This window comes from Paenibacillus sp. JT31N7 (assembly GCF_059692095.1).
On sequence record NZ_JCAUAT010000002.1, the window covers coordinates 124,670 to 143,923 of the forward strand.

Genomic DNA, 19,254 nt, shown 5'->3' on the forward strand with positions numbered 1-19,254 from the left:
TAGCCTATACGCGATACGGCTTTTTACGTTTCAGTTTGATCCTTCGTCTGCCGTATACTCTCCTCTTACCCTGAATCGCCGCGGAAAGAACAAAGAGCACCTCGCATAAGCCGATGCTCCGTCCTTGAAAACCTTTTAAATTTGTCGTTCAATTGTGCGGTTCGCCGGATTGCAGCTCGCTCGTCACGGCATCCGAATCGCCGAATCGGATGTTCAATTCCACGTTCACGGGAACATGACTCCGGATTTTAAGAAACAGGCTCAGCCGCTCCAAAATCTGCGCGACCTCTTCGGCCGGGTATGTTCCGTTTACGTTGTAGCGGAAGTTGTCCGAGATCGACAAAGCGGGGGCCGAAACGGCCGGACGATTTTCTGCCTGAACAGATTCGGGAAGGCGCCGGAAGTCGGATGGCTCGGAAGGCCGCTCCAATGATCTGCTTTGGGAACGGTAATTTGTATAGCCCATAAACTTGTTGGACGTTCTGACTGTATCGTTGTAGATGTTCAGTTTTTTCAAAATGGTATAGTAGGTTGCCGCATTATTGAGCTTCCATGCCGATGTAATTTCGCCTACGGAATAATCTTCTTTCCATTGGTTGATTAACCGTATTTGCTCCTCACGCTCCAACTCCTTGAACTGGTCGAGTGGCAGAATCCCGGACATACTATTCCTCCTATTCGGATTGGTCTTACTCTTTATCATAAAACAAAATTAATTAAACTTCAAAAACCTTTATACCTATAATCTCTACTAGTTTACCATTAAAATGCATAAATCATACAATTACTTTATATAGGTATCTTTTACCATTTTAAGTCGTGTAAAATAAACTGGAATAAGCCCGGACATGTGTCCGGGCCTGAGTCTTCGGGATCAGTTCGTTTGAATTCGGGCCTAATCGGCACGCTTTTATAGGCTTAAGTGAGTTTTCTGCGCGTCAGTATACACGGCACCCCTTTGCCGAGCGCACCGGGCTGGGACATTCGCTCCAGATACCGCAGTCCCCTTGCGCACTGCTGTTTGCAAGAAGCACAGGTGGAGGATTCGACAATCCTCATCGTATACTGCGCCCTGCCGGAGGAATCGATCTTCTTGCCGCCTTTCCCTTTTCCGCTTTTTCCCGCCATCGTCATTCCCTCCCCTATACGCCTGGTTCAGTATATGGGAACCGCTTTCGGAGGGATTGGACGTTTGTACCGGCGGCGGGGGCTTCGTTGCGCGTTTACAGAGCGAGAGCCCGGACAAGCAGACGGGCGGCTTCTTCGTAAAGCAGCGGAAACTGCTCCAGCGGGAGCGGATTGTTCCCGCTTCCCAGTTCCACGGTGAAACCGGGACGCCGGAACTCGTAGATGAACCAGTCCTTGAACCCGGCATCGCTGCCCTGCAGCTTTACGCTCCTGCAGCCGCTTGCCTGCTGCAGCTTCAGGGCCAGAAATTCCGCGTCATCCGGTTCATAGTCGCGGTAGTTCCAGTAAATTTCGCGCCCCTGCGTATGCAGGGCCACGACGTGTCGGAAGCCGCGGCTGCGGGTAAACTCGGCCACGGCTATCGCTTCGGGCTCGGTCAGCGGAGCCTCGCCCGTATAGTCGCGCGGTCCGGGTCCGGGTACCGCGCGGCGGGCCCGTTCCTCTTCCCAGAAGGCGGGGAATTGATCGTTAAGATCGACGCCGTTGATGTTCGCTTTCCACCGGCGGAAATCAAAAGAGCCTCCGTTCCACTCATGGAGGGACGTGTACAGGGGATGCGCCGGATAGACGCCCCCGAGCACGAGCTCGACTCCGTCCGGATTCACCATCGGCACGATCCATAAGCTCGTCTCGCGGAACAGTTCCGCCGCATCGGAGCCGTGAATGTCCCCGCCTTTGCGGACAGCCTCCGCGTACTCCTCGAGAAATTTCACGGCTGCCAGAGAGGTGATCCATTCGTTGGCGTGAAACGATGCGTTGACTTGGATCTCCCGGCTTCCGGAGCCGATCCTTATAGCGGGAATGTTCCGTCCAAGGACGCTGTGACCGATGCATTTTTCCTCCAAGAATGGGTATCGTTCCTTTAGAAGCGTCAAATCCCGGAGCATTTCGGGATACCCGTATTCCTCGGCCGTACGGACCACGGACCTGTCGCGGACAGCCGGCACATCTATCGTGACGCCGGGCCGGAGCACAGCCGGATCCAGGAAGGTATTGGCCTTCCAGAGCTCTTCCCGGGATAATCCGAAGCGCAGCGACACGCTTTCCCAAGCGTCCCCCGGTTGAACCGTATATTGATGATCGAGTTTGGCGGGAATCAGGATCATCTGTCCGGGAATTACATACTCATGAAGACTCAGCTGCGGGTTCGCGGCCATAAGCGAGACGGAATTAACGGCATACAATCTGGCGATCCGCTGCAGCGTCTCCCCCTGCTGAACGACGTGGCGAAACAGCATACCACTCATACCTCCTCAGGACAAGGCAAAGAGAAGCCGCTTTCCTTCAAGCACTTGCTTCCCTATACCGAGTTGTGAGTATATGTCTATGCCCCCTCTCCCTTCTTCATGTCCCGGGCATGCAAAAGGACCGGCGGGTTCCTGCCGATTCTGAATAGAATACGGCGGAATTTACCGGTCCTGTCGTTTGATTGCGGAATGGTTACGGCTAGACGAACGTCGGCACCTGCCATACAACCGGGGTACCGAGCAGCTGCTCGCGCAGCCAAGAGCCCGTAATGTGATGGAACATCTCGGCATCGCCGCTGCAGAAAAACTGGTGCACCGGGATGTCTTTGGTCGTCGCCAGCATTCCCCGGTGATAGAGAATGGTGCTGATTTCGCGGGCGGTCTCGTCCGCGGAAGAGATCAGCGTCACTTCCGGATTGACCACCCGGGCAATCGCCTCCGTCAGGAACGGATAATGCGTACAGCCGAGAATGAGACAATCCATGGGCTCGTCGAGCAGCGGCTGAAGGGAATCGCGCACGGTATCGACCGCTTCTTCGGAAAAGTACAATCCGCGCTCCACGAGCGGTACCAGGGCCGGACAGGCCAGCGAGTGTACCTGGATCGTGGGCGAGATGGTTTTCAGTGCTTGTTCGTACGCTTTGCTCCGGATCGTGCCTTCCGTGCCGATTACGCCGACAATACCGCTTCGCGTCGTCTTGATCGCGGCGCGCGCTCCCGGGGAAATGACGCCCAGCACCGGAATATCCAGCCGGCCGCGGATTTGCTCCAGCGCCACCGCCGTCGCGGTATTGCAGGCGATCACGATCATTTTAGGGTTAAATTGGATCAGGTAATCCACAAGTTGATTCGTAAACGTGAGAACTTCATCGGCGGGTCTGGGGCCGTAAGGCGTCCGTGCCGTATCGCCGAAATAAATCACTTTCTCCTGCGGAAGCTGTCGCATAACTTCTTTTACAACGGTTAAACCTCCGACTCCGGAGTCTAGGATGGCTATCGCTTGCTGCACACTTATACGCTTCCTTTGCGAATGAAATGATTGCTTGTAAATACATGGATAGAATATGATTGCCCAAGCCGAAATGTACCTAGGTATCATACCAGATTTCCGATTCGGTGCCAACGAAAGCAGCTCCGGAGCGGCATGCGCCCGGAGCTGCAGGACTGGCGGGAAATACGATTGGACGAGTTTGCGCACACTCAACGACTCAGCGCTTGATCTCACTAACCAGACCGAAAGTGTAGCCGGCCTTTTTAACGTCTTTCAGAATGCGGTCCAGCGCTTCCATGTTTTCTTTGGAGCCCTGGTGCATGAGGATGACATTGCCCGGATGCAGGTTGTTCATGATATCGTTGTACGGATCTTCGGCTCCGTTCGCGCGGGGCTCCCAATCACGCATCGCGGTCGACCAGAAAACGGAGGTATAGCCCATGTCCGAAGTCAGGTCGAGCAGATGCGTACTGTATTTCCCGTACGGAAAGCGGAAATATTTGACGACTTCCTGCCCGGTAATGCTTTTGTACAGCTTCTCGAAGCCGGTAATTTCCTTGCGCACCTGCTCGTCGTTCAGCGTATTCATATCTTTGTGCGTCATCGTATGATTGGCCACGAGATGGCCGTCCGCTACCAGCTGCTTGATAAAATCGGGATGGGCCTTGACGTTGTTTCCGGAAATAAAAAAGTTCGCTTTCACGTTGTTCTCTTTAAGCGTCTTCAACAGTTTCGTTGTATCCCCCATCGGGCCGCCGTTGTCTATGGTCAGGTAAACGTTTTTGCCCTGTCCGACCCAGACGGCTTTCTCTTTGGCGGTAAAAGATTTCGTTTCTTTCGGAAAATCCGGCACCTGTCCTTTCGGCTTTTTCATGTAATACCACGAGAATGCCTGGCGGCTTGCGCCGTTTTCGCCCTTCGGCTGCGGAGACGGTTTCGCGGTCCCTGGAGAAACGGACGGCTTTGCCGATGGAGCAGCGGACGGAGAAGCCTTGACCGCCGATGAAGGCGTGGGAGAAGCTCCCGGCGCTGCCGATGCGGACGGAGAAGCGGAAGGCTTCGCGCTGCCTGCCGGACTTTTTTCCGGAGCCGCTGCCGGAGCTGTAGTTGGAGCCGTGGAAGTGCTGGCGGTCGCTGCCGGAGATTGGACAGGACTTCCGGAATTTGATACGTTGGAATTGCCCGCGCACCCGGCGGCCAGTATGCCGGAAAGCAGCAGAACGGCGGATGCCGCAGCGGTTTTTTTCATGGAATCACCTTGATTTCCTAAAATATGAGGCTAATCTTTCCTTTTCGACAGCAGGCTGCGGAATCCTTGCTTAAAACTGTGTTTTAAACGTAAACGGGAACAACTATTTCAGCCATCAAACAGGGACCTGCCGGGTCCCGCCGACAAAGGGGCGATTGCGATGCTTATCGACGAACTTAAGCAAAAAGCAGCCGTGACCGGTTCCGTACCGGCACATTTCAACCTGATCATCGAGGACCTGCACGAGCAGGAGGACGGAGAAGCGCAGGCCATGTTTGTCTGGCAGGAGCCATCCGGGGAGAACGGGATCTCCGTCACTCTTGATGCGGCCGGCAGGCTGCTCTCCTACTCCGTAGACGAAGAGCTGTGCGAGGAAGCCGCTCCGATCGGCGAGGAGGCTTTGAGGGAACGGGCGCGGTCTTTTTTCCTCTCCCATTGTCCGGATGATGCGGACAGGTTTCACCTGACGGAGTCCCGGATCGGGGAGAACAGCGCATTCTTCGCATGGGCACAGACCGCTCTCGATCTGCCGCTTCCCGGGACGGGCGCTTTTATCCGGCTTACTTTGGCGGGCGAGGTGACGAGTTTCACCTACAAAGGAACGGCAGCCGCGTCTCCTCTCCCCGCCTCTCTGGCACAGCCGGAGCAGCTCCGGCAGCAGCTGGCCGAAACCGTACGGATGAGGCTTGCGATCGTCAAGCTCATCCCGGCGTTATATGCGGGTGGCGACGGCCGGCTCCGGCTCGTTTATCAGCCCGAACCCGGCTACCGGCGTTTCGACGCCGTGACGGGTTTGGCGCAGGGGACGGATGCTGAAGCCGAAGAGGAGCCCGAGGCTTACAAGGTGTACGAGTTTGCGCCGGAGGAGTCCGTTCCTTGGTCGGGCAGCCTCGAAGACTTGATCGGCATTTCCACCTATCCCCTCGTAATAGACAGGGAAAGGGATATGGACGAGAATCTCAAAGGAATCGTGTGGCGCGCTGCGGCCTGGGAGGACAGACCGGCGGACCTCTCGCTGGACGGCTTTTTCCGCAGGTCTATGGAGGGCACGGTGAAAGCGACCGCAGACAAGGACACCGGGCGCCTCCGCTCCTTCCTCTGGATCGTCCGCAGACCCGGGGAGCTTGCCCTCTCCTACGAAGAATGCCTGGAACGGGCGGACTCCTTTCTCCGGAAAGCGATGCACGACTGGCTGCGCGTGCCCGGTCTCGCTTTTTATCTTCAGGAAAAAAGCGCCGAGAATGCCGGGTCGGAATCGGAAGGCCAGCTCCGGTACTTTTTTACGTGGCAGCTGCGTTACCGGGACATTCCCCTCTATTTGCAATTCGTGACGGTTAGCGTGAATGCTTCAACCGGGTATGTGGACCGGTTCTCGGGACCCGACTGGAATCCGGAAGAAATCCGGAAGCTCGCTCCCGAGGTGAAATTGAGCGCCGTGGAAGCCCTCCGGCTCTATCTGGAAGCAGTGGACTTCAAGCTGGAGTGGGATCAGAATTATGATGCCGAAACGCCAGAAGGCGCCTACAACCTCCTGTATACGCCTGTCCTCAAGGGAAGCGGGCGGAGCCGGATCGCTTTTATCGATGCCGGAAACGGCGAGATGGTGACCCAGGCGTAAACTGCGGGCTATGATCATTAGCAGCGGAAGGAACAATCCCATCCGTCTTTCAAAACGTCTTTTTCCGGGACATATCGTCATGCGCCCCTTTATTTTCCACGTTATTCCTTTAACGGAGAAGTTTCGTCTGAAAGTTTTCGTTATCCGGGCGGGAAGTAAGAAGACATAGATAGCAAATAGCCGGCTCCCTTTAACGGGAATCGGCTGTTTAGCTTTGTTTGGGATTGGTCCCGAGTCACGGATGTCCGACTAAGCGTTCCGTCTTACGGATTGCCTAACCGAGCTACCGACGCGCGGTTAGGCGCTGCATGACGGCAGCCAGCGGCGGATTAGGATTTCGAGCTTTTGGCGTGTATACAGCCACAAGCTACAGTTCTGCTTCCGCTGCGGCATGTTTCACGGCGGCATCGGTATTCTTTCCGCCGCGCGCTGCGAATCGCACCCGGGACAGCAGGTTGACGACCGGCTCGTCGATCAGCCGGTACATCAAGTGGGCGAGCGCAAAAATAAGCGGGAGCGAAATCAGCGTCGTCGCGAGGATATTCAGACCGTAAGGCAGCCAGCCGTCAAGCCGCAGAAACAGCAGGCAGGAGAAGCTGCAAAGCACGGCAAAATGAACGAGGTAGAGCGAAAAAGACAGCTTGCCGAGATAAGCCATCGGTCTGCCGGCGAACAGTTTCTGCCCCGTCCGGCTGTTGAGCAGCGCAAGCAGCACCAGAGCCGCGCCCGCGGTCCGGTAGGTAACGGTCCCCGGAAAACCGTCCGGACTGAGCGGCAGCCAGGCGTAGACGCTCCCCTGCCAGCCTACGTAAGGAACCGAGCCGAGGAAGAGGCCTAGCAGCCCAAGCGCCGCAGGAACGGCTCCGGGACGGAGCGCGATCAAATTCCGGCTGAACCCGGCCGCTAAATCGCTGAGCAGCATACCCAGCACGAAGCCCAGATAATAGGAATCCCGGAAAAGCCATAGGCCTGCGGCGTACCAGACGAACCGGACTCGGGACTTGCCGAAAGCCAGAAGCAGCCCGTAAACGATCAGGGACCCGAAAAGCTCGTAGGTCATCGTCCAGAGCACGGGATTATAGGCCATGCCGTAATCGAAAAACGTACGGACAAGGCCCTGCTCCAGCAGCTCCGCAAACGACGGAACCGCCGTATACGGATCGGGCATCGTAGCCCGCGTGTACCCCCTCGCCTCCTCGTAAAAATTCCAGTCCAGCTTCATGACCGCGAAAGCGAGGAGCAGGGAGCTGAAAGCGGGAATGGCGAGCCGGAAATACCTTTTGAGAAGTGCGGCCGTCACAATCGAGCGTTTGCGGTACCGGAAGAAGCGGCGGCTCAGTACGAATCCGCTCAAAACGAAGAAAAGGCAGACCGCAAAATTGCCGTTGAACAAAAGATTAAGCGGCGTGCGCGGAATCCACTGGTCGAACGCAAAGTGGGAAAGCTGCGGCCGCGCTTCGAACATGGACGGCAGAAACACTTGAAGAAAATGGGCAAAAACGACGACCAGTGCAGCCGCACCGCGCAATCCGTCCAGATACGTCATTTTCGGCTCGTTCATGATGGCCTGACCCCGGGCTACAGCCTGATCAGCTCACCGGACTCCGAGGAGAGCCGGATAGCTTCCAGCATCCCGACGACCTCGTATCCTTGCGCCGCATCCGAAAGCGGCTGGCGCCTGGTCTTTACACAGTCGACAAAATGGGCGATCTCTGCCTTATAGTAGTCGACAGACGGGACGGAAAGCTTGTGTTCCACCGGGAAGCCGTTCACTTCCGTGAATACGCTCAGCGGCTCGAGACTTCCCCCGCCCTCCGTTCCGTAAAGCTCCACCTTAACGGCGTCATCCTGGCTGCCGTTGACCGCCCAGCTTGCTTCGACGGTAAGGACGGCGCCGTTTTTGAACGTGATAAAAGCGGTACCCAGATCTTCCACATCGTAGACGCCCTCCGACTTATTGATGTCGGAATGGGCCGTATACGCCGCTATCCCCTTGGTCGAGTACGGGGCGATTTTGCGGAACAGCTTGCCGGTAACCGATTCGGGCCGGGGACAGCCCATCATCCACCAGGCCAGGTCCAGCACATGGACGCCGATGTCCATCATCGGTCCGCCGCCGGAATAGCGGCTGTCCGTGAACCAGCCCTCGGGCACACCGCGCTGCCGCAGGATTTTGGTCTTCGCGTAGTAGATGCTGCCGAGCCCGCCCGAGGCGACCATGCCCTGCAGCGCCTGCGCATCGGCGCGGTACCGGTGGCTCATGCCGACCATGACGAGCCGGTCGCTCCCGGCCGCCTTGTCGCGGAGACGCTCGGCTTCGTCGCGGTTCATGGCCATCGGCTTCTCGACGAGCACGTCGAGGCCGCGCTCCAGCGCCAGCAGCGCCAGCGCCACATGGCTGTCGTTGAACGTGCAGATGCTAACCGCATCGAGCCGCTCGGCGTTCAGCATCTCCTCGGCCGACGCGTACGAAGCCGTCCCGTATTCGGCTGCCGTCTTGTCGGCCCTGGCCTTGTCGATATCGGCGACGGCCGCAAGCTCCACATCGGGGTGATCCTTGTAATGCTTCAAGTGAAACATGTGGGCAATGGAACCGGCCCCGATGACTCCAACGCGAATGCTCATCGTTTTTTTCGCTCCTTTGCTTGTCGGCTGTCCGGCAAGCCGCGCGGTTAGCGGCCTGCAGGCACCTTTTTCCTTACGTATCCGGAGGACGGGTTTATTCCCTCTTCAACTGCTCCAACTGCTCATGCACGTAATCGAGAGCCCTTACGGAGCCTTCCATAGGCTCCTCCAATCCTTCGAACTCGACCGTGAGCCAGCCGTCGTATCCGCTTGCCGCCAGCTCCCGGAAAATATACGGCAGGTCCACGTCGCCTTCTCCCGCTATACGGCCCACATAGGGCGTGCCGTCGAGGGCGTTCATGCTTCCCTCCGCACCCGGCTCCGTCCGCAGGAAGTCCTTGACGTGGACATGCCCTACCCGGCCCCGCAGTTCTTGTACGGCTGTGGAAGGGTCCTGGCCCACCAGCAGGAAATTGCCGGTGTCGAACGTGCTTAGCAGAGCCGGCGAGCCCACCTCGCGGATGATCGCCAGCACCTGGTCGCTGCGGCCCGCGAAAAGCCCGTGGTTTTCCAGGCACAGCACCTTGCCCTTCTCTTCCGCATAAGCGGCCGCCGCCTTCAGCCCTTCCAGCACGTAGCCCATGCCCTCGTCCACGGGCATCAACTCATCCGGCCGGTCTCCGGAGAAAACCCGCACGACAGGCGCTCCGAAATGCACCGCCATGTCGACGGCTTCCTTCACTTCCCGGAGCTGGGCGGCCCGTTCTTCGGCATCGGCCGATACGAAGTTGTTGCAGGCGCAGAAGCACGCAACCTCCAGTCCCAGCTCATCCAGCACCCGGTCGATCTCGGGCAGCTCGCGCTCCCGGTCCTTCCAGAAGACGGACAGAAGCTCTACCCCTTCCGCTTTCGTTCCGGCGGCAAAACGGAGAAAATCGGTCACGTCCCATTTCCCCCCGTACCAATACGTATGAACGCTCCACATGCTAAGGCTAATTTTCATCGCCATTTATCCCCTCCCGAATTGTTTTCTGCACGGATCTACAAGTCCCCGCCATTCCCGATCGGTCCCGGCCCTATTTAAAACCGGAAAGCGTGGAACCGGCTTTCATAAAATACTTTTGCCCGAAAAAATACAGCACGACCATCGGAATCGTAAAAATGGCGGAAGCGGCCATCAGAAGCTCCCATTGAGCGCCGTGATCCTGAAGAAATCCCTGCAGCCCGACCGTAATGGTCCATTTCGTATTGTCGTTCAAATAAATGAGCGGCCCCATAAAATCGGTGTAGGTCCCCACGAACGTGAACAAGGCAATCGTCATAAGCGGCGGCTTCAGCAGAGGAACGATGATCTGACCGTACGTCCGCAGCTCGGATGCGCCGTCCATTTTGGCCGCTTCGCACAGCTCGCCCGGAAGCCCCAGCATAAACTGTCGCAGCAGGAAAATGTAAAACGGAGCGCCGAAAAAGCTGCCGATCGTCAGCGGCAAAAACGTATTGATCCAGCCCAGCTTCGCGAAAATGATATAGACCGGGATCATCTGAACCTGAGCCGGTAAAATCATCGTCGCCACGACAAGCGAAAAAATAATTCCCCTTCCGCGCCACGGGATTTTCGTGATGGAATAGGCCACAAGCGGCGCAGAGAAAAGCTGGCCGACGATATTGATCGCGCAGAGCAGCAGCGTATTGCCCATGTACAGGAAGAACGGAATCGATCCGATGGCGTTCCCGTAGTTGCTCCACTGCCACTTTTCCGGGAAAAAGGCGGGCGGAACCTGGAAGATTTCCGACGGGTTCTTGAGCGAAGTCAGGAGCAGCCAGATGAACGGAAACAGGAAAACAAGGCCGAGCAGCGACAGCGCCGCATGCGGCAGAATCGTCCGGCGGAATACGAGAAGCGGATGCCGGCGCCTGTTCTTAGGCATTCCGGCAGGCGTACCCGGCACGGCCCTCATACCGCCCCCGTGAAGGTTCGTGGAAGTTTCCATTCAATCACCCCCGTAATACACCCAGCGGGCGGACGTTTTCAGCACAAGTACGGTCATAAGGACGACGATGACGAACAGAATCCAGGCCAAGGCGGACGCATAGCCCATTTTCAGATACATGAAGGCAGTCTGATACAAATAAACGGCGTAGAACATCAGGGAATGGTCCGGTCCCCCCAAGGCGCCGCCCTGGTTGCCTCCCGTCAGAATGAACGATTCGGTAAAGATCTGAAACGAGCCGATCAGGCCCATAATGAGCTGAAACAGGATGATCGGAGAAAGCCCCGGCAGTGTAATGTGCCAGAACCGTCGCCATACGCTTGCCCCGTCGATCGAGGCCGCTTCGTAAAATTGCCGGGGAATCCCCTGCAGCGCCGCCAGAAATATGAGCGAGCCCGCACCGGAACCCCACAGCCCCATCAGGATCAGCGAAGGCTTCGTATAACGCGGATCGAGCAGCCAGGCCGGGTCCGGAAGGTTCAGCGCACGGAGCAACATATTGATCAGTCCGTAGTCCGGATTAAGCAGCCACGTCCAGAGGATGGCGCTCGCCACCACGGGGATTACCGCCGGCAAATAATAGACCGTCCGGTAAAAAGCGATCCCCTTCACTTTTACGTTCAGCAGCAGGGCGATCAGCAGCGAGCTGAGAAGCCCGACCGGCATGGAGATGAACGCCATAAAGAACGTGTTGCGCAGCGATTTGTAGAACGTCTCGTCTTTTAAAATCTCCATGTAGTTTTGCAGGCCCACCCACTGGGGCGAGTTGAATAAATCATAGCTTGTAAAGCTGAAATACAAAGAGCCGAAAAACGGGTACACGGTAAACGCGAGAAATCCGATAATCCAGGGCAGAGCGAAGGCGAGCCCGACCCAAAAATCCCGTCTGGCTTTGCGGGAACGCGGAGGACGGCCATTGCGGGCGTGCAGCGTATCGGTGCTCATGACGGATCTCCTTTCGGAAAATCGACCTCCCGCCTGTCTGAAGGCGGAGCAGCCGGAATAGCGCCGCACGGTCCCGGACTGACAGGCGGCAGCTTTGTCGTGCACAACCGGAACAACAACATCTTAAGTAAGCGTTTTCAAACGAACGGCACAGGGCCTTATTTAACCGCCGATCACTTCCCTGCAAGAGGCTGGATTTTATCCTTGATCTGCTTAAGCCCTTCGTCCACCCCGACTTTTCCCCGGAGGATGTCGTTGTACTTTTTCGTAATTTCGTCCATATATTCATTCATAAAAGGCAGCGTCGGGAACGATTTGAGGTTCGGGCTCTTGGCATATTCGGTATATTCCTTGAAGCCCGGAACACTGTCGTACGTCTTATCGTCGAGCGTCGAGAGCCTTGTCGGCAGGTTGCCGAGCGCAGCCGTGAATTTCACCATCTGCCGCTTCTCCGTCAGCCACTTCAGGAACGTCCAGGACTGGTCCGGATGCTTGGCGCCCTTAGGGATGTAAAAGACACTGGTGGAGATGCTGCCGGCGTTTTTCAGCTCCGGTTTATCCTCGCTGTAAGGGATGGGCGCGATGCCGTAGTTCAGAGCAGGCGCATACTGCTTGATAAACGTCGGCAGCCATTCCCCGTCCAGGGCCATCGCGTATTTTCCCGAAAAAAACGGGTTTTGCGAAGACTGGTATTTGCCGAGGGAGGCCGAGAAGCGGTCGAGGTTTTCCGTGCCGTACTTATCCCACAGTTCTTTGGAAAGCAGGATGGCCTGCTTAAAGCCCGGATCGTCCGGCGTGACTTCCTTCTTGCCCGGGTCCCAGAATTTGCCGCCGAACACTTGCGTAAAAGTATATGCGTCCGCTCCGGGCCATAAGCCCAGCCGGTCAAGCCTTCCGCCTTCCTGGACAACGCTTAATTTTTCCGCGTAGGTTTTCAGTTCGGCGATCGTTTTGGGCGGACCGTCGAAGCCCGCTTCCTTCAGGAGATCTTTATTGTAGTACAGCATGCTGAAATGCATCGCAACCGGGAGCGCATAGGTTTTGCCTTCGTATTGGGAAGTGGACAGGGCGGAGGGAATAAAATCGGCAAGATCGACCTGATCTTTCTTGATGTAATCGTCTAAGGGAATCATGGCGCCTTTCACGCCCCAGGAAGCGACGTTCTGGCCGAATTGGGAAGCGATATCGGGGGGATTGCCGCCGGTAATGGCGGTCAGCTGCTTCTGGTAGTCACTCTGGCTGAGGCCTTTCACTTTGATACCGTCATGGGTGTCGTTAAATTCCTGGATCAGTTTCTCCAGCGCTTCGGCTTCCGGTCCGGTCCAGCCGTACCAGAAGTTGAGCTCCGTCTTTCCGCCACCGCCGCCTGCGGCACACCCCGACAGGGCGGCCGCCGATGCCAGGACGGCAGCCAGCATACCCGCTGTGAATTTACGCATACCTGGACCTCCTCGTGAATAAATGAACGTGATCCTTCCAGCATGGCGAATCCTTTATGCAGTTTTCGGCCTCCTTTTCGCAGCACTCGAACTTAAGATGGAGCTATCATAGCACCCTAAAAATTAAAAGGAAACAACTTTTTTTATTATAATTTTAGACGGAAATTATTTTCAAAATAACGTCGAACGGTGCGCTCAGAAATGAATACCGGGACATCTGGCAGAGAGCCGAAAGGGGGACTTCGGAAGTAGATGCGGAGCGAATTTTTGCCTAATGATCGGGAAGCGTGTCGGAAACTATTCGGGCCCGAAAAAAAAGGCCCGAAATCCATGGAAAAGAATTTCGGGCCCTTGTTCCGTAACAGGATCAGGAGGTATAAGCAGGCAGCCAGTCTCCGTGCGCTTCTATCAGCTCGTCGCAGAGCGCAACGATATCGTCGATCGAGAGTTCCGCGGACGTGTGGGGGTCCAGCATAGCCGCATGATAAATATGCTCCTTCTTGCGGGTAACGGCCGCCTCGATCGTCAGCAGTTGGGTGTTGATATTCGTGCGGTTCAGCGCCGCCAGCTGAGGAGGCAGATCGCCGATATACGTAGGCGTAATGCCGCTCGCGTCGACCAGGCATGGCACTTCCACGCAGGCTTCCTTCGGCAGGTTCGTGATCAGCCCGGTATTCATCACGTTGCCCCCGATCTTGTACGGGACGTTCGTCTCCATCGCTTCGATCATATAGGAAGCATATTCGCGGGACCTTTTGTGCTCCAGCTGCGGGTTGTTAACGAGCTCGGCCCGGAGGTTTTTCCACCGTTCGATCTGGTTCACGCATCTGCGGGGATATTCGTCCAGCGGGATGTTGAACTTCTCGACGAGCTCGGGATAATTCCGTTTGATAAAATACGGATGATATTCCGCATTATGCTCGGACGACTCCGTTACATAATAACCGAACCGGAACATAAGCTCGAACCGTACCATGTCATGATGCTTTTCTTGCTGTTTTTCCTTCGCCAGACGCTTGATTTCGGGATATAAATCTTTGCCGTCCTTCGTTACTTCAAGCAGCCATGCCATATGGTTGATGCCGGCGATTTTGGACTGGACGCCTTCGGGGTCGATGCCCAGATGTTTGAACATATACGGGATGCACGCCTGAACGCTGTGGCACAGGCCGACCGTTTTGACGCCGCCGTACGTATTGAGTACATTCGTGAGCACCGCCATCGGATTCGTATAGTTGAAGAACCAGGCGTCCGGACACACTTCCCTCATGTCCCTGGCGAAATCGAGCACGACCGGGATCGTGCGCAGATTGCGGAAAATCCCGCCGATTCCGACCGTATCGGCAATCGTCTGGCGCAGGCCGTACTTCTTCGGAATTTCAAAATCCGTAATCGTACACGGATCGTAGCCGCCGACCTGGATCGCGTTGATGACCACCTTCGCTCCGCGGAGCGCTTCCTTGCGGTCGCCGTACGCCTTGATCCGGCACGTACTGCCTACGGTGTTTTTGATATGGTTCAGCATCGTCTCGGAATCGCGCAGCCGCTCCCCGTCAATATCGAACAAAGCGAGCTCGTAGCCTTGCAGCGCCTCCGTTACCATGCAGTCTCCCAATATATTTTTGGCGAACACCGTGCTGCCTGCGCCCATGAACGTAATTTTGGACATCTTTTCTCATCTCCCGAATAAAAAAGTGGAATGCCTATACCTAGCACTATACCGTCTTAAGGCGGTACCGCACATGGAGACATCCCACTTTCGTATGGAGATTTGTAGTGTGAAAATTGCTGGCTGAACAATCCGGAACGGACCGCCTTATTTTTCTTTGCGCATTTGAACCCACAGAAGACCGAGAATCACGGTAATCAGCGTGAAAGCCGTGAAGGCCAGCAGCGGGATCGTAATAAATCCGAGCCAGTCGATGTAATCCTGATCGCATGCGACGATGCCGCATTTGGAAGCTGCCTCTTTAAACAGGGGCGTTTTTTGCATAAGATAGTGATAGAGGGAAATGCCCATCCCCCAGACGGAAAACGGCAGCGCGTAAATAACCTGCTTGTTATCCTTGCGGGTTGCGGCGATGCCCAGAATCAGCACGAGCGGATACATCAGTATACGCTGGTACCAGCACAGCTTGCACGGCGTAAAATCCATAATTTCCGAGAAATAGAGGCTGCCGAGCGTAGCAACCACGGAAATGGCCCAGGCCATGTGAAGGGCGTTATTTTTTAGAAACGAGTTCGATTTCAATACGGTCTTGCTCCTCTCCCGGCTCAATCTTGACGTGCATGTTATATTATAAAAAATGAAGCGTCCGAAGTCTATCGTTCTTCTATCGTGATTGGAGGCTTATCATGCTTAAACCGTTTCACTCTGTGTCGGTCAATCCCTATAACGGCAAAGGAGAGCTGTTCGTCCTGTTCGCGGGTTACGGCCAAACCGCTCCGTACCACGAAGTCGGTCCGCAGATGCTGGATTACTACCTGATTCATACCGTGGAATTCGGGAAGGGCCGCTTCAGCTGCCTCGGCAAAGAGTACGAACTCGGGCCGGGCGACACTTTCGTGATCTTCCCCGGCGAAGTCGTCACCTACGCCTCGGACACACGCGAACCTTGGCGCTACAGGTGGATCGGCTTCAAGGGCACCTCCGCCGACGACCTGCTGATCCGCCTCGGCATCACGGCGCAGAGGCCGGTCGTTCACGCGGAAGGCCACTCCCGCCTGCCCGTCTTCCTGCGCCGGGCCGAACGTGCGCTGCGGGAGGCGGGCCCGGCTTGCGACCTGGAGGCGGAGGGCGAACTGAGGCTGCTGCTCGCCAAGCTTGCCGCGCACGCCGATGTCCCCCAGCGCAGAGGCGAGGAAACCGACGCCGGCCGGCAGCAGATTGACCGCGCCGTAAGGTGGCTGCAGCTGCAGTACGCCCAGCCGGTGACCATCGAGCAGCTTGCGCAGCATATGGGCTACCACCGCACATACTTGTCGAAGCTGTTCCGGCAGCACACGGGCCTCACGCCGACGCAGTTTCTGCTTAAAATCCGCATGGAACGGGCCAAGCTTCTCATGACGGAAGGCTCGACGATCGAGCAGATCGCCTACTCCGTAGGCTTCTCGGATCCGCTCTATTTCTCGAAGCAGTTCAAGAAATGGTTCGGCTGCACGCCTTCCGAATACCGCACCAAGCACGGACGGCTTGCCTACGACTGCTCCCGGTAGAGAAGACGGAGCGAGGCCGGGAAACAGGTGTACGTCCGGAAGGCGGACATATGGAAATGGACGGCGGAAGACGGCAGTAGCGGCGAAAGCCGTCTAACGGCACGGTCGTCTTGACGCCGGCCGCAGCGGCCGCTCCGCACAGCGCGGGGCATGTGGGCGGCCACCCTCAAGCGGCGCCACATTATGCTGTGCGCTGGGAGGGCGCCGCTGTGTGACAGGCAGACGGCCGCCGTCCGCTAGCCGTTGTGCCGCCGCTCCACCGCGGCTTGACACTAGCGGATGGAGCGGCCTCGCGGGGCTCGCCTGCCGCCTTCCTCCGAGCGCGGTGCAGCCTGCCGCCTTCCTCTCCGGATGCCGCAACCACTACACGTGCCACTCTGCCCATGCTGTCGGGCGTGCCACTCTGCCCATGCTGTCGGGCGGGCAGAGCGGCACGCCCGAATCACACGCCGACCGGCCGGTATGGGCGACAGCGTCCCGGCTCCTTGCTCACTCGCACGATTTTACGCTCATATAAGCGAATACACAGACAGGAAAGGAATCCAAAACCTATGAATCACACTCCTCTGCTCTCCCCCGGCGGCCGCTTCGAAACCGGCCGCCTGTACCTCCGGCTGTTAGCGCCGGAGGATGCCCACGCGCTGCTGGACTACCGGCAGCGCAACCGCGCCGAGCACGCTCCGTGGGAGCCCGTGCGCGGCGAAGCGTTCTTCACGGCCGAAGCGCAGCAGGCGGCCATCCGCGGATTTGAGGACGAATCCGCGACCGACCGCGCCTACAGCTTCGGCGTGTTCCATCAGCCGGACGGCCTCCTCATCGGAACGGTCCGGCTGAGCCACATCGGCCGCGGTCCGTTCCAGAACGCGTACGTCGGCTACAGCATCGACGCGGCGTACGGCGGCCGCGGCCTGATGACCGAGGCGCTGCGCGAATGCCTGCGCATCGCCTTCGGCCCCCTCGGCCTGCACCGGGTGCAGGCCGCGATAATCCCACGCAACGCGCGTTCGCTGCGCGTAGCGGAGAAGTGCGGCTTCGTGCGGATCGGCCTCAGCCCGCGGTATTTGAACATCGCCGGCGTGTGGGAGGATCACATCTTGTTTGCGCTTACAAGTGAAGATTTCGGATGATTACGAAGGGAGCTTGCCTCCGGCGAATACATACATTTTTTTCTAGTTCCACTGCAATTATCATACAAAAACGGACAAGTTTCAAGCGTTTGTCCAAGCTCGGTTCTGTATATCCGGCTGGCGAAAAGCTCCCTCATTTCTCCATTTCATGAACGCAAAATTTGTATGTTCAATCGTTCTCGAAAAGCAGATAAAAAGCCCGGCCGTCCGTCTTAAACGGATGCCGGGCTTTTCCTCATGTTCCGTTATTTCTTCAAGCTGTCCCAGGCTTTCTGGAAGTCTTGAAGCATCTGATCTTTGCTGAGCTGTTTGCCTACATAACCCTGCATAGTGTCGCCGAACTTCTTGGAAGTCGCTTCGCCGCCAGGGAATTTGAACCAGTTCCAGGAAAGCGTTTTGCCGTCTTTCGCGTATTTCATAATGTCGGCGGCAAGAGGGCCTACGACTTTTTCGTCCACGGAGATGGTTTTGAAAGCCGGAATGAACTTGAATTCGTTGGTGATATACTTTTTACCCATATCGGACGTTACGAGCCAGTTCAGGAACTTTTTCGCCTCATCCTTGTTCGGGGAGTTCTTGTTGATCACCCAGTTGTTCGGCACGCCTACGAGCAGTTTGTCGTTAGCGGCTGCATCGTCAGAAATCGGCATCGGAAGGAAGCCGATGTTGAGGTTCGGGTTCGTTTTGGAAATTTGAACCTGCGTCCAGTTGCCCTGCTGCGTCATAGCGGCTTTGCCGGTTGCAAACTCCGTCACTTGCGTGTTGTAGTCGGTCTGCAGCGGGTTTTTGTTGCCATATTTGAGCGTCAGGTCAAACAGCTTCACCCAGTTGTCGAACACGGCATTGCCCGGAATTTTTTGCGAGCCGTCGTTCAGGCCTTTAATGAATTTGTCGGGCTCCGGCTGGTTTGCAAACGGGACGTTCACGAAGTGGTTGCCGAGTACCCACCACTCGCCGTAGCCGTTCACGAATGGCGTAGTGCCTGCCGCCTGCAGTTTCTTGGCCGCGTCTTCCAGCTGTGTCAGCGTCTTCGGAAGCTCGGTGATGCCCGCTTTCTGGAACAGGTCTTTGTTGTAGATATAGCCGTATCCTTCAAGACCTACCGGCATGCCGTAAATTTTGCCGTCTTTGGAGATGGGATCGCCTGCGCCTTGCGCCAGATCTTTTACCCACGGCTGATCGGACAGATCCTCCAGATGCTCCTGCCAAACGTCCAGATCGGAGTTGCCGCCGTTGTTGAAAATGTCGGGCTTGTCGCCGGAGTTGAATTTCGCTTTCAGCGCCGCGCCGTAGTCTGCACCGCCGCCGACGGTCTGAACTTCGATTTTGACGCCGGTTTCTTTTTCGTATTCGGCAATCAGCTTCGAAAGCGCCTCGGCGATTTCCACTTTAAACTGGAACATTTTCAGCGTGACGTTTTTCTTCTCGCCGCCTGCCGCCGGGGAACCCGATGGAGACGCTCCGCCTTGCCCCTGGTCTTTATTGCCGCAGCCTGCGAGCAAACCGCCTACAAGAGCGGTGGTCAAACCTACCGCGATCCATTTTTTATTTGTGGTCATGAAAGAAAACCTCCCTTTTCTAGTGCAAACCTGGTTTCTTGTACAAGCTTGTTCAATCGGTACTGCTCTATGCGGTAAACCCCGGGAACCGGGATAATCGCCGTTCTCTGGTGATGCGA

17 protein-coding genes are annotated in these 19,254 nt (G+C 56.6%); 3 read left to right on the top strand and 14 right to left on the bottom strand.

Features of this window, described 5'->3' with window-relative positions; all coding sequences use genetic code 11:
* Positions 1 to 148 precede the first annotated feature (148 nt).
* From AC58P5_RS10825 to AC58P5_RS10845, 5 genes are all read right to left on the bottom strand, one after another.
* Positions 149 to 664, bottom strand: coding sequence for a hypothetical protein (locus AC58P5_RS10825; protein ID WP_497386261.1), 516 nt, complete (start codon positions 662 to 664; stop codon positions 149 to 151).
* A gap of 254 nt (positions 665 to 918) precedes the next feature.
* Positions 919 to 1,128, bottom strand: a complete 210-nt coding sequence (locus tag AC58P5_RS10830) for a hypothetical protein (protein WP_497386263.1) — start codon at positions 1,126 to 1,128, stop codon at positions 919 to 921.
* Between the two features lie 95 nt (positions 1,129 to 1,223).
* A complete protein-coding gene (locus AC58P5_RS10835; protein ID WP_497386265.1) occupies positions 1,224 to 2,426 on the bottom strand; it encodes a M14 family zinc carboxypeptidase in 1,203 nt (400 codons plus the stop codon).
* Positions 2,427 to 2,634: 208 nt separating this feature from the next.
* The gene (racE, locus tag AC58P5_RS10840) at positions 2,635 to 3,444 is read right to left on the bottom strand and encodes a glutamate racemase (RefSeq protein ID WP_497386267.1); all 810 of its coding nucleotides are present in this window, start codon (positions 3,442 to 3,444) and stop codon (positions 2,635 to 2,637) included.
* 199 nt (positions 3,445 to 3,643) lie between these two features.
* Complete coding sequence (locus AC58P5_RS10845; protein WP_497386269.1) at positions 3,644 to 4,675, bottom strand: delta-lactam-biosynthetic de-N-acetylase; 1,032 nt, start codon at positions 4,673 to 4,675, stop codon at positions 3,644 to 3,646.
* 160 nt (positions 4,676 to 4,835) lie between these two features.
* Here AC58P5_RS10845 and AC58P5_RS10850 point away from each other — a divergent pair, with 160 nt between their 5' ends.
* The gene (locus tag AC58P5_RS10850) at positions 4,836 to 6,293 is read left to right on the top strand and encodes a YcdB/YcdC domain-containing protein (RefSeq protein ID WP_497386271.1); all 1,458 of its coding nucleotides are present in this window, start codon (positions 4,836 to 4,838) and stop codon (positions 6,291 to 6,293) included.
* A 367-nt stretch (positions 6,294 to 6,660) separates the two neighbouring features.
* Here the strand turns inward: AC58P5_RS10850 and AC58P5_RS10855 are convergent, their stop codons facing one another.
* The 8 genes from AC58P5_RS10855 to AC58P5_RS10890 all read right to left on the bottom strand — a co-directional run bounded on the left by AC58P5_RS10855 (position 6,661) and on the right by AC58P5_RS10890 (position 15,484).
* Entirely contained in the window at positions 6,661 to 7,854 is a 1,194-nt protein-coding gene (locus AC58P5_RS10855; protein ID WP_497386273.1) for an acyltransferase family protein, read from the bottom strand.
* Between the two features lie 17 nt (positions 7,855 to 7,871).
* Positions 7,872 to 8,918, bottom strand: coding sequence for a Gfo/Idh/MocA family protein (locus tag AC58P5_RS10860; protein WP_497386275.1), 1,047 nt, complete (start codon positions 8,916 to 8,918; stop codon positions 7,872 to 7,874).
* 94 nt (positions 8,919 to 9,012) lie between these two features.
* A complete protein-coding gene (locus AC58P5_RS10865; protein WP_497386277.1) occupies positions 9,013 to 9,867 on the bottom strand; it encodes a sugar phosphate isomerase/epimerase family protein in 855 nt (284 codons plus the stop codon).
* Between the two features lie 67 nt (positions 9,868 to 9,934).
* Positions 9,935 to 10,849: a carbohydrate ABC transporter permease gene (locus AC58P5_RS10870; RefSeq protein ID WP_497386279.1), complete on the bottom strand. Its 915-nt coding sequence runs from the start codon at positions 10,847 to 10,849 to the stop codon at positions 9,935 to 9,937.
* Positions 10,850 to 11,794 (bottom strand): carbohydrate ABC transporter permease, encoded by a 945-nt coding sequence (locus AC58P5_RS10875; RefSeq protein ID WP_497386281.1) that lies wholly within the window; start codon positions 11,792 to 11,794, stop codon positions 10,850 to 10,852.
* Positions 11,795 to 11,967: 173 nt separating this feature from the next.
* The gene (locus AC58P5_RS10880) at positions 11,968 to 13,233 is read right to left on the bottom strand and encodes an ABC transporter substrate-binding protein (protein ID WP_497386283.1); all 1,266 of its coding nucleotides are present in this window, start codon (positions 13,231 to 13,233) and stop codon (positions 11,968 to 11,970) included.
* Between the two features lie 367 nt (positions 13,234 to 13,600).
* Positions 13,601 to 14,902 carry an alpha-glucosidase/alpha-galactosidase gene (locus AC58P5_RS10885; RefSeq protein WP_497386285.1) on the bottom strand — a complete coding sequence of 434 codons (1,302 nt, stop codon included), beginning with the start codon at positions 14,900 to 14,902 and terminating at the stop codon, positions 13,601 to 13,603.
* Positions 14,903 to 15,049: 147 nt separating this feature from the next.
* Complete coding sequence (locus tag AC58P5_RS10890; protein WP_497386287.1) at positions 15,050 to 15,484, bottom strand: disulfide oxidoreductase; 435 nt, start codon at positions 15,482 to 15,484, stop codon at positions 15,050 to 15,052.
* A 104-nt stretch (positions 15,485 to 15,588) separates the two neighbouring features.
* Here AC58P5_RS10890 and AC58P5_RS10895 point away from each other — a divergent pair, with 104 nt between their 5' ends.
* Together AC58P5_RS10895 and AC58P5_RS10900 are read left to right on the top strand one after the other, a co-directional pair.
* Positions 15,589 to 16,449 carry an AraC family transcriptional regulator gene (locus AC58P5_RS10895; RefSeq protein WP_497386289.1) on the top strand — a complete coding sequence of 287 codons (861 nt, stop codon included), beginning with the start codon at positions 15,589 to 15,591 and terminating at the stop codon, positions 16,447 to 16,449.
* A 551-nt stretch (positions 16,450 to 17,000) separates the two neighbouring features.
* On the top strand, positions 17,001 to 17,576 hold the full coding sequence (locus AC58P5_RS10900) for a GNAT family N-acetyltransferase (protein ID WP_497386291.1): 576 nt from the start codon (positions 17,001 to 17,003) through the stop codon (positions 17,574 to 17,576).
* A gap of 245 nt (positions 17,577 to 17,821) precedes the next feature.
* Here the strand turns inward: AC58P5_RS10900 and AC58P5_RS10905 are convergent, their stop codons facing one another.
* Positions 17,822 to 19,135, bottom strand: a complete 1,314-nt coding sequence (locus AC58P5_RS10905) for an ABC transporter substrate-binding protein (protein WP_497386293.1) — start codon at positions 19,133 to 19,135, stop codon at positions 17,822 to 17,824.
* Between the last annotated feature and the right edge of the window lie 119 nt (positions 19,136 to 19,254).

Excerpts from the sequence above, each read along its gene's own strand:
- AC58P5_RS10825 (WP_497386261.1), bottom strand. The coding sequence starts at position 664 with ATGTCCGGGATTCTGCCACTCGACCAGTTCAAGGAGTTGGAGCGTGAG.
- AC58P5_RS10830 (WP_497386263.1), bottom strand. The coding sequence starts at position 1,128 with ATGGCGGGAAAAAGCGGAAAAGGGAAAGGCGGCAAGAAGATCGATTCC.
- AC58P5_RS10835 (WP_497386265.1), bottom strand. The coding sequence starts at position 2,426 with ATGCTGTTTCGCCACGTCGTTCAGCAGGGGGAGACGCTGCAGCGGATC.
- AC58P5_RS10845 (WP_497386269.1), bottom strand. The coding sequence starts at position 4,675 with ATGAAAAAAACCGCTGCGGCATCCGCCGTTCTGCTGCTTTCCGGCATA.
- AC58P5_RS10850 (WP_497386271.1), top strand. The coding sequence starts at position 4,836 with ATGCTTATCGACGAACTTAAGCAAAAAGCAGCCGTGACCGGTTCCGTA.
- AC58P5_RS10855 (WP_497386273.1), bottom strand. The coding sequence starts at position 7,854 with ATGAACGAGCCGAAAATGACGTATCTGGACGGATTGCGCGGTGCGGCT.
- AC58P5_RS10860 (WP_497386275.1), bottom strand. The coding sequence starts at position 8,918 with ATGAGCATTCGCGTTGGAGTCATCGGGGCCGGTTCCATTGCCCACATG.
- AC58P5_RS10865 (WP_497386277.1), bottom strand. The coding sequence starts at position 9,867 with ATGGCGATGAAAATTAGCCTTAGCATGTGGAGCGTTCATACGTATTGG.
- AC58P5_RS10870 (WP_497386279.1), bottom strand. The coding sequence starts at position 10,849 with ATGGAAACTTCCACGAACCTTCACGGGGGCGGTATGAGGGCCGTGCCG.
- AC58P5_RS10875 (WP_497386281.1), bottom strand. The coding sequence starts at position 11,794 with ATGAGCACCGATACGCTGCACGCCCGCAATGGCCGTCCTCCGCGTTCC.
- AC58P5_RS10880 (WP_497386283.1), bottom strand. The coding sequence starts at position 13,233 with ATGCGTAAATTCACAGCGGGTATGCTGGCTGCCGTCCTGGCATCGGCG.
- AC58P5_RS10885 (WP_497386285.1), bottom strand. The coding sequence starts at position 14,902 with ATGTCCAAAATTACGTTCATGGGCGCAGGCAGCACGGTGTTCGCCAAA.
- AC58P5_RS10895 (WP_497386289.1), top strand. The coding sequence starts at position 15,589 with ATGCTTAAACCGTTTCACTCTGTGTCGGTCAATCCCTATAACGGCAAA.
- AC58P5_RS10900 (WP_497386291.1), top strand. The coding sequence starts at position 17,001 with ATGAATCACACTCCTCTGCTCTCCCCCGGCGGCCGCTTCGAAACCGGC.
- AC58P5_RS10905 (WP_497386293.1), bottom strand. The coding sequence starts at position 19,135 with ATGACCACAAATAAAAAATGGATCGCGGTAGGTTTGACCACCGCTCTT.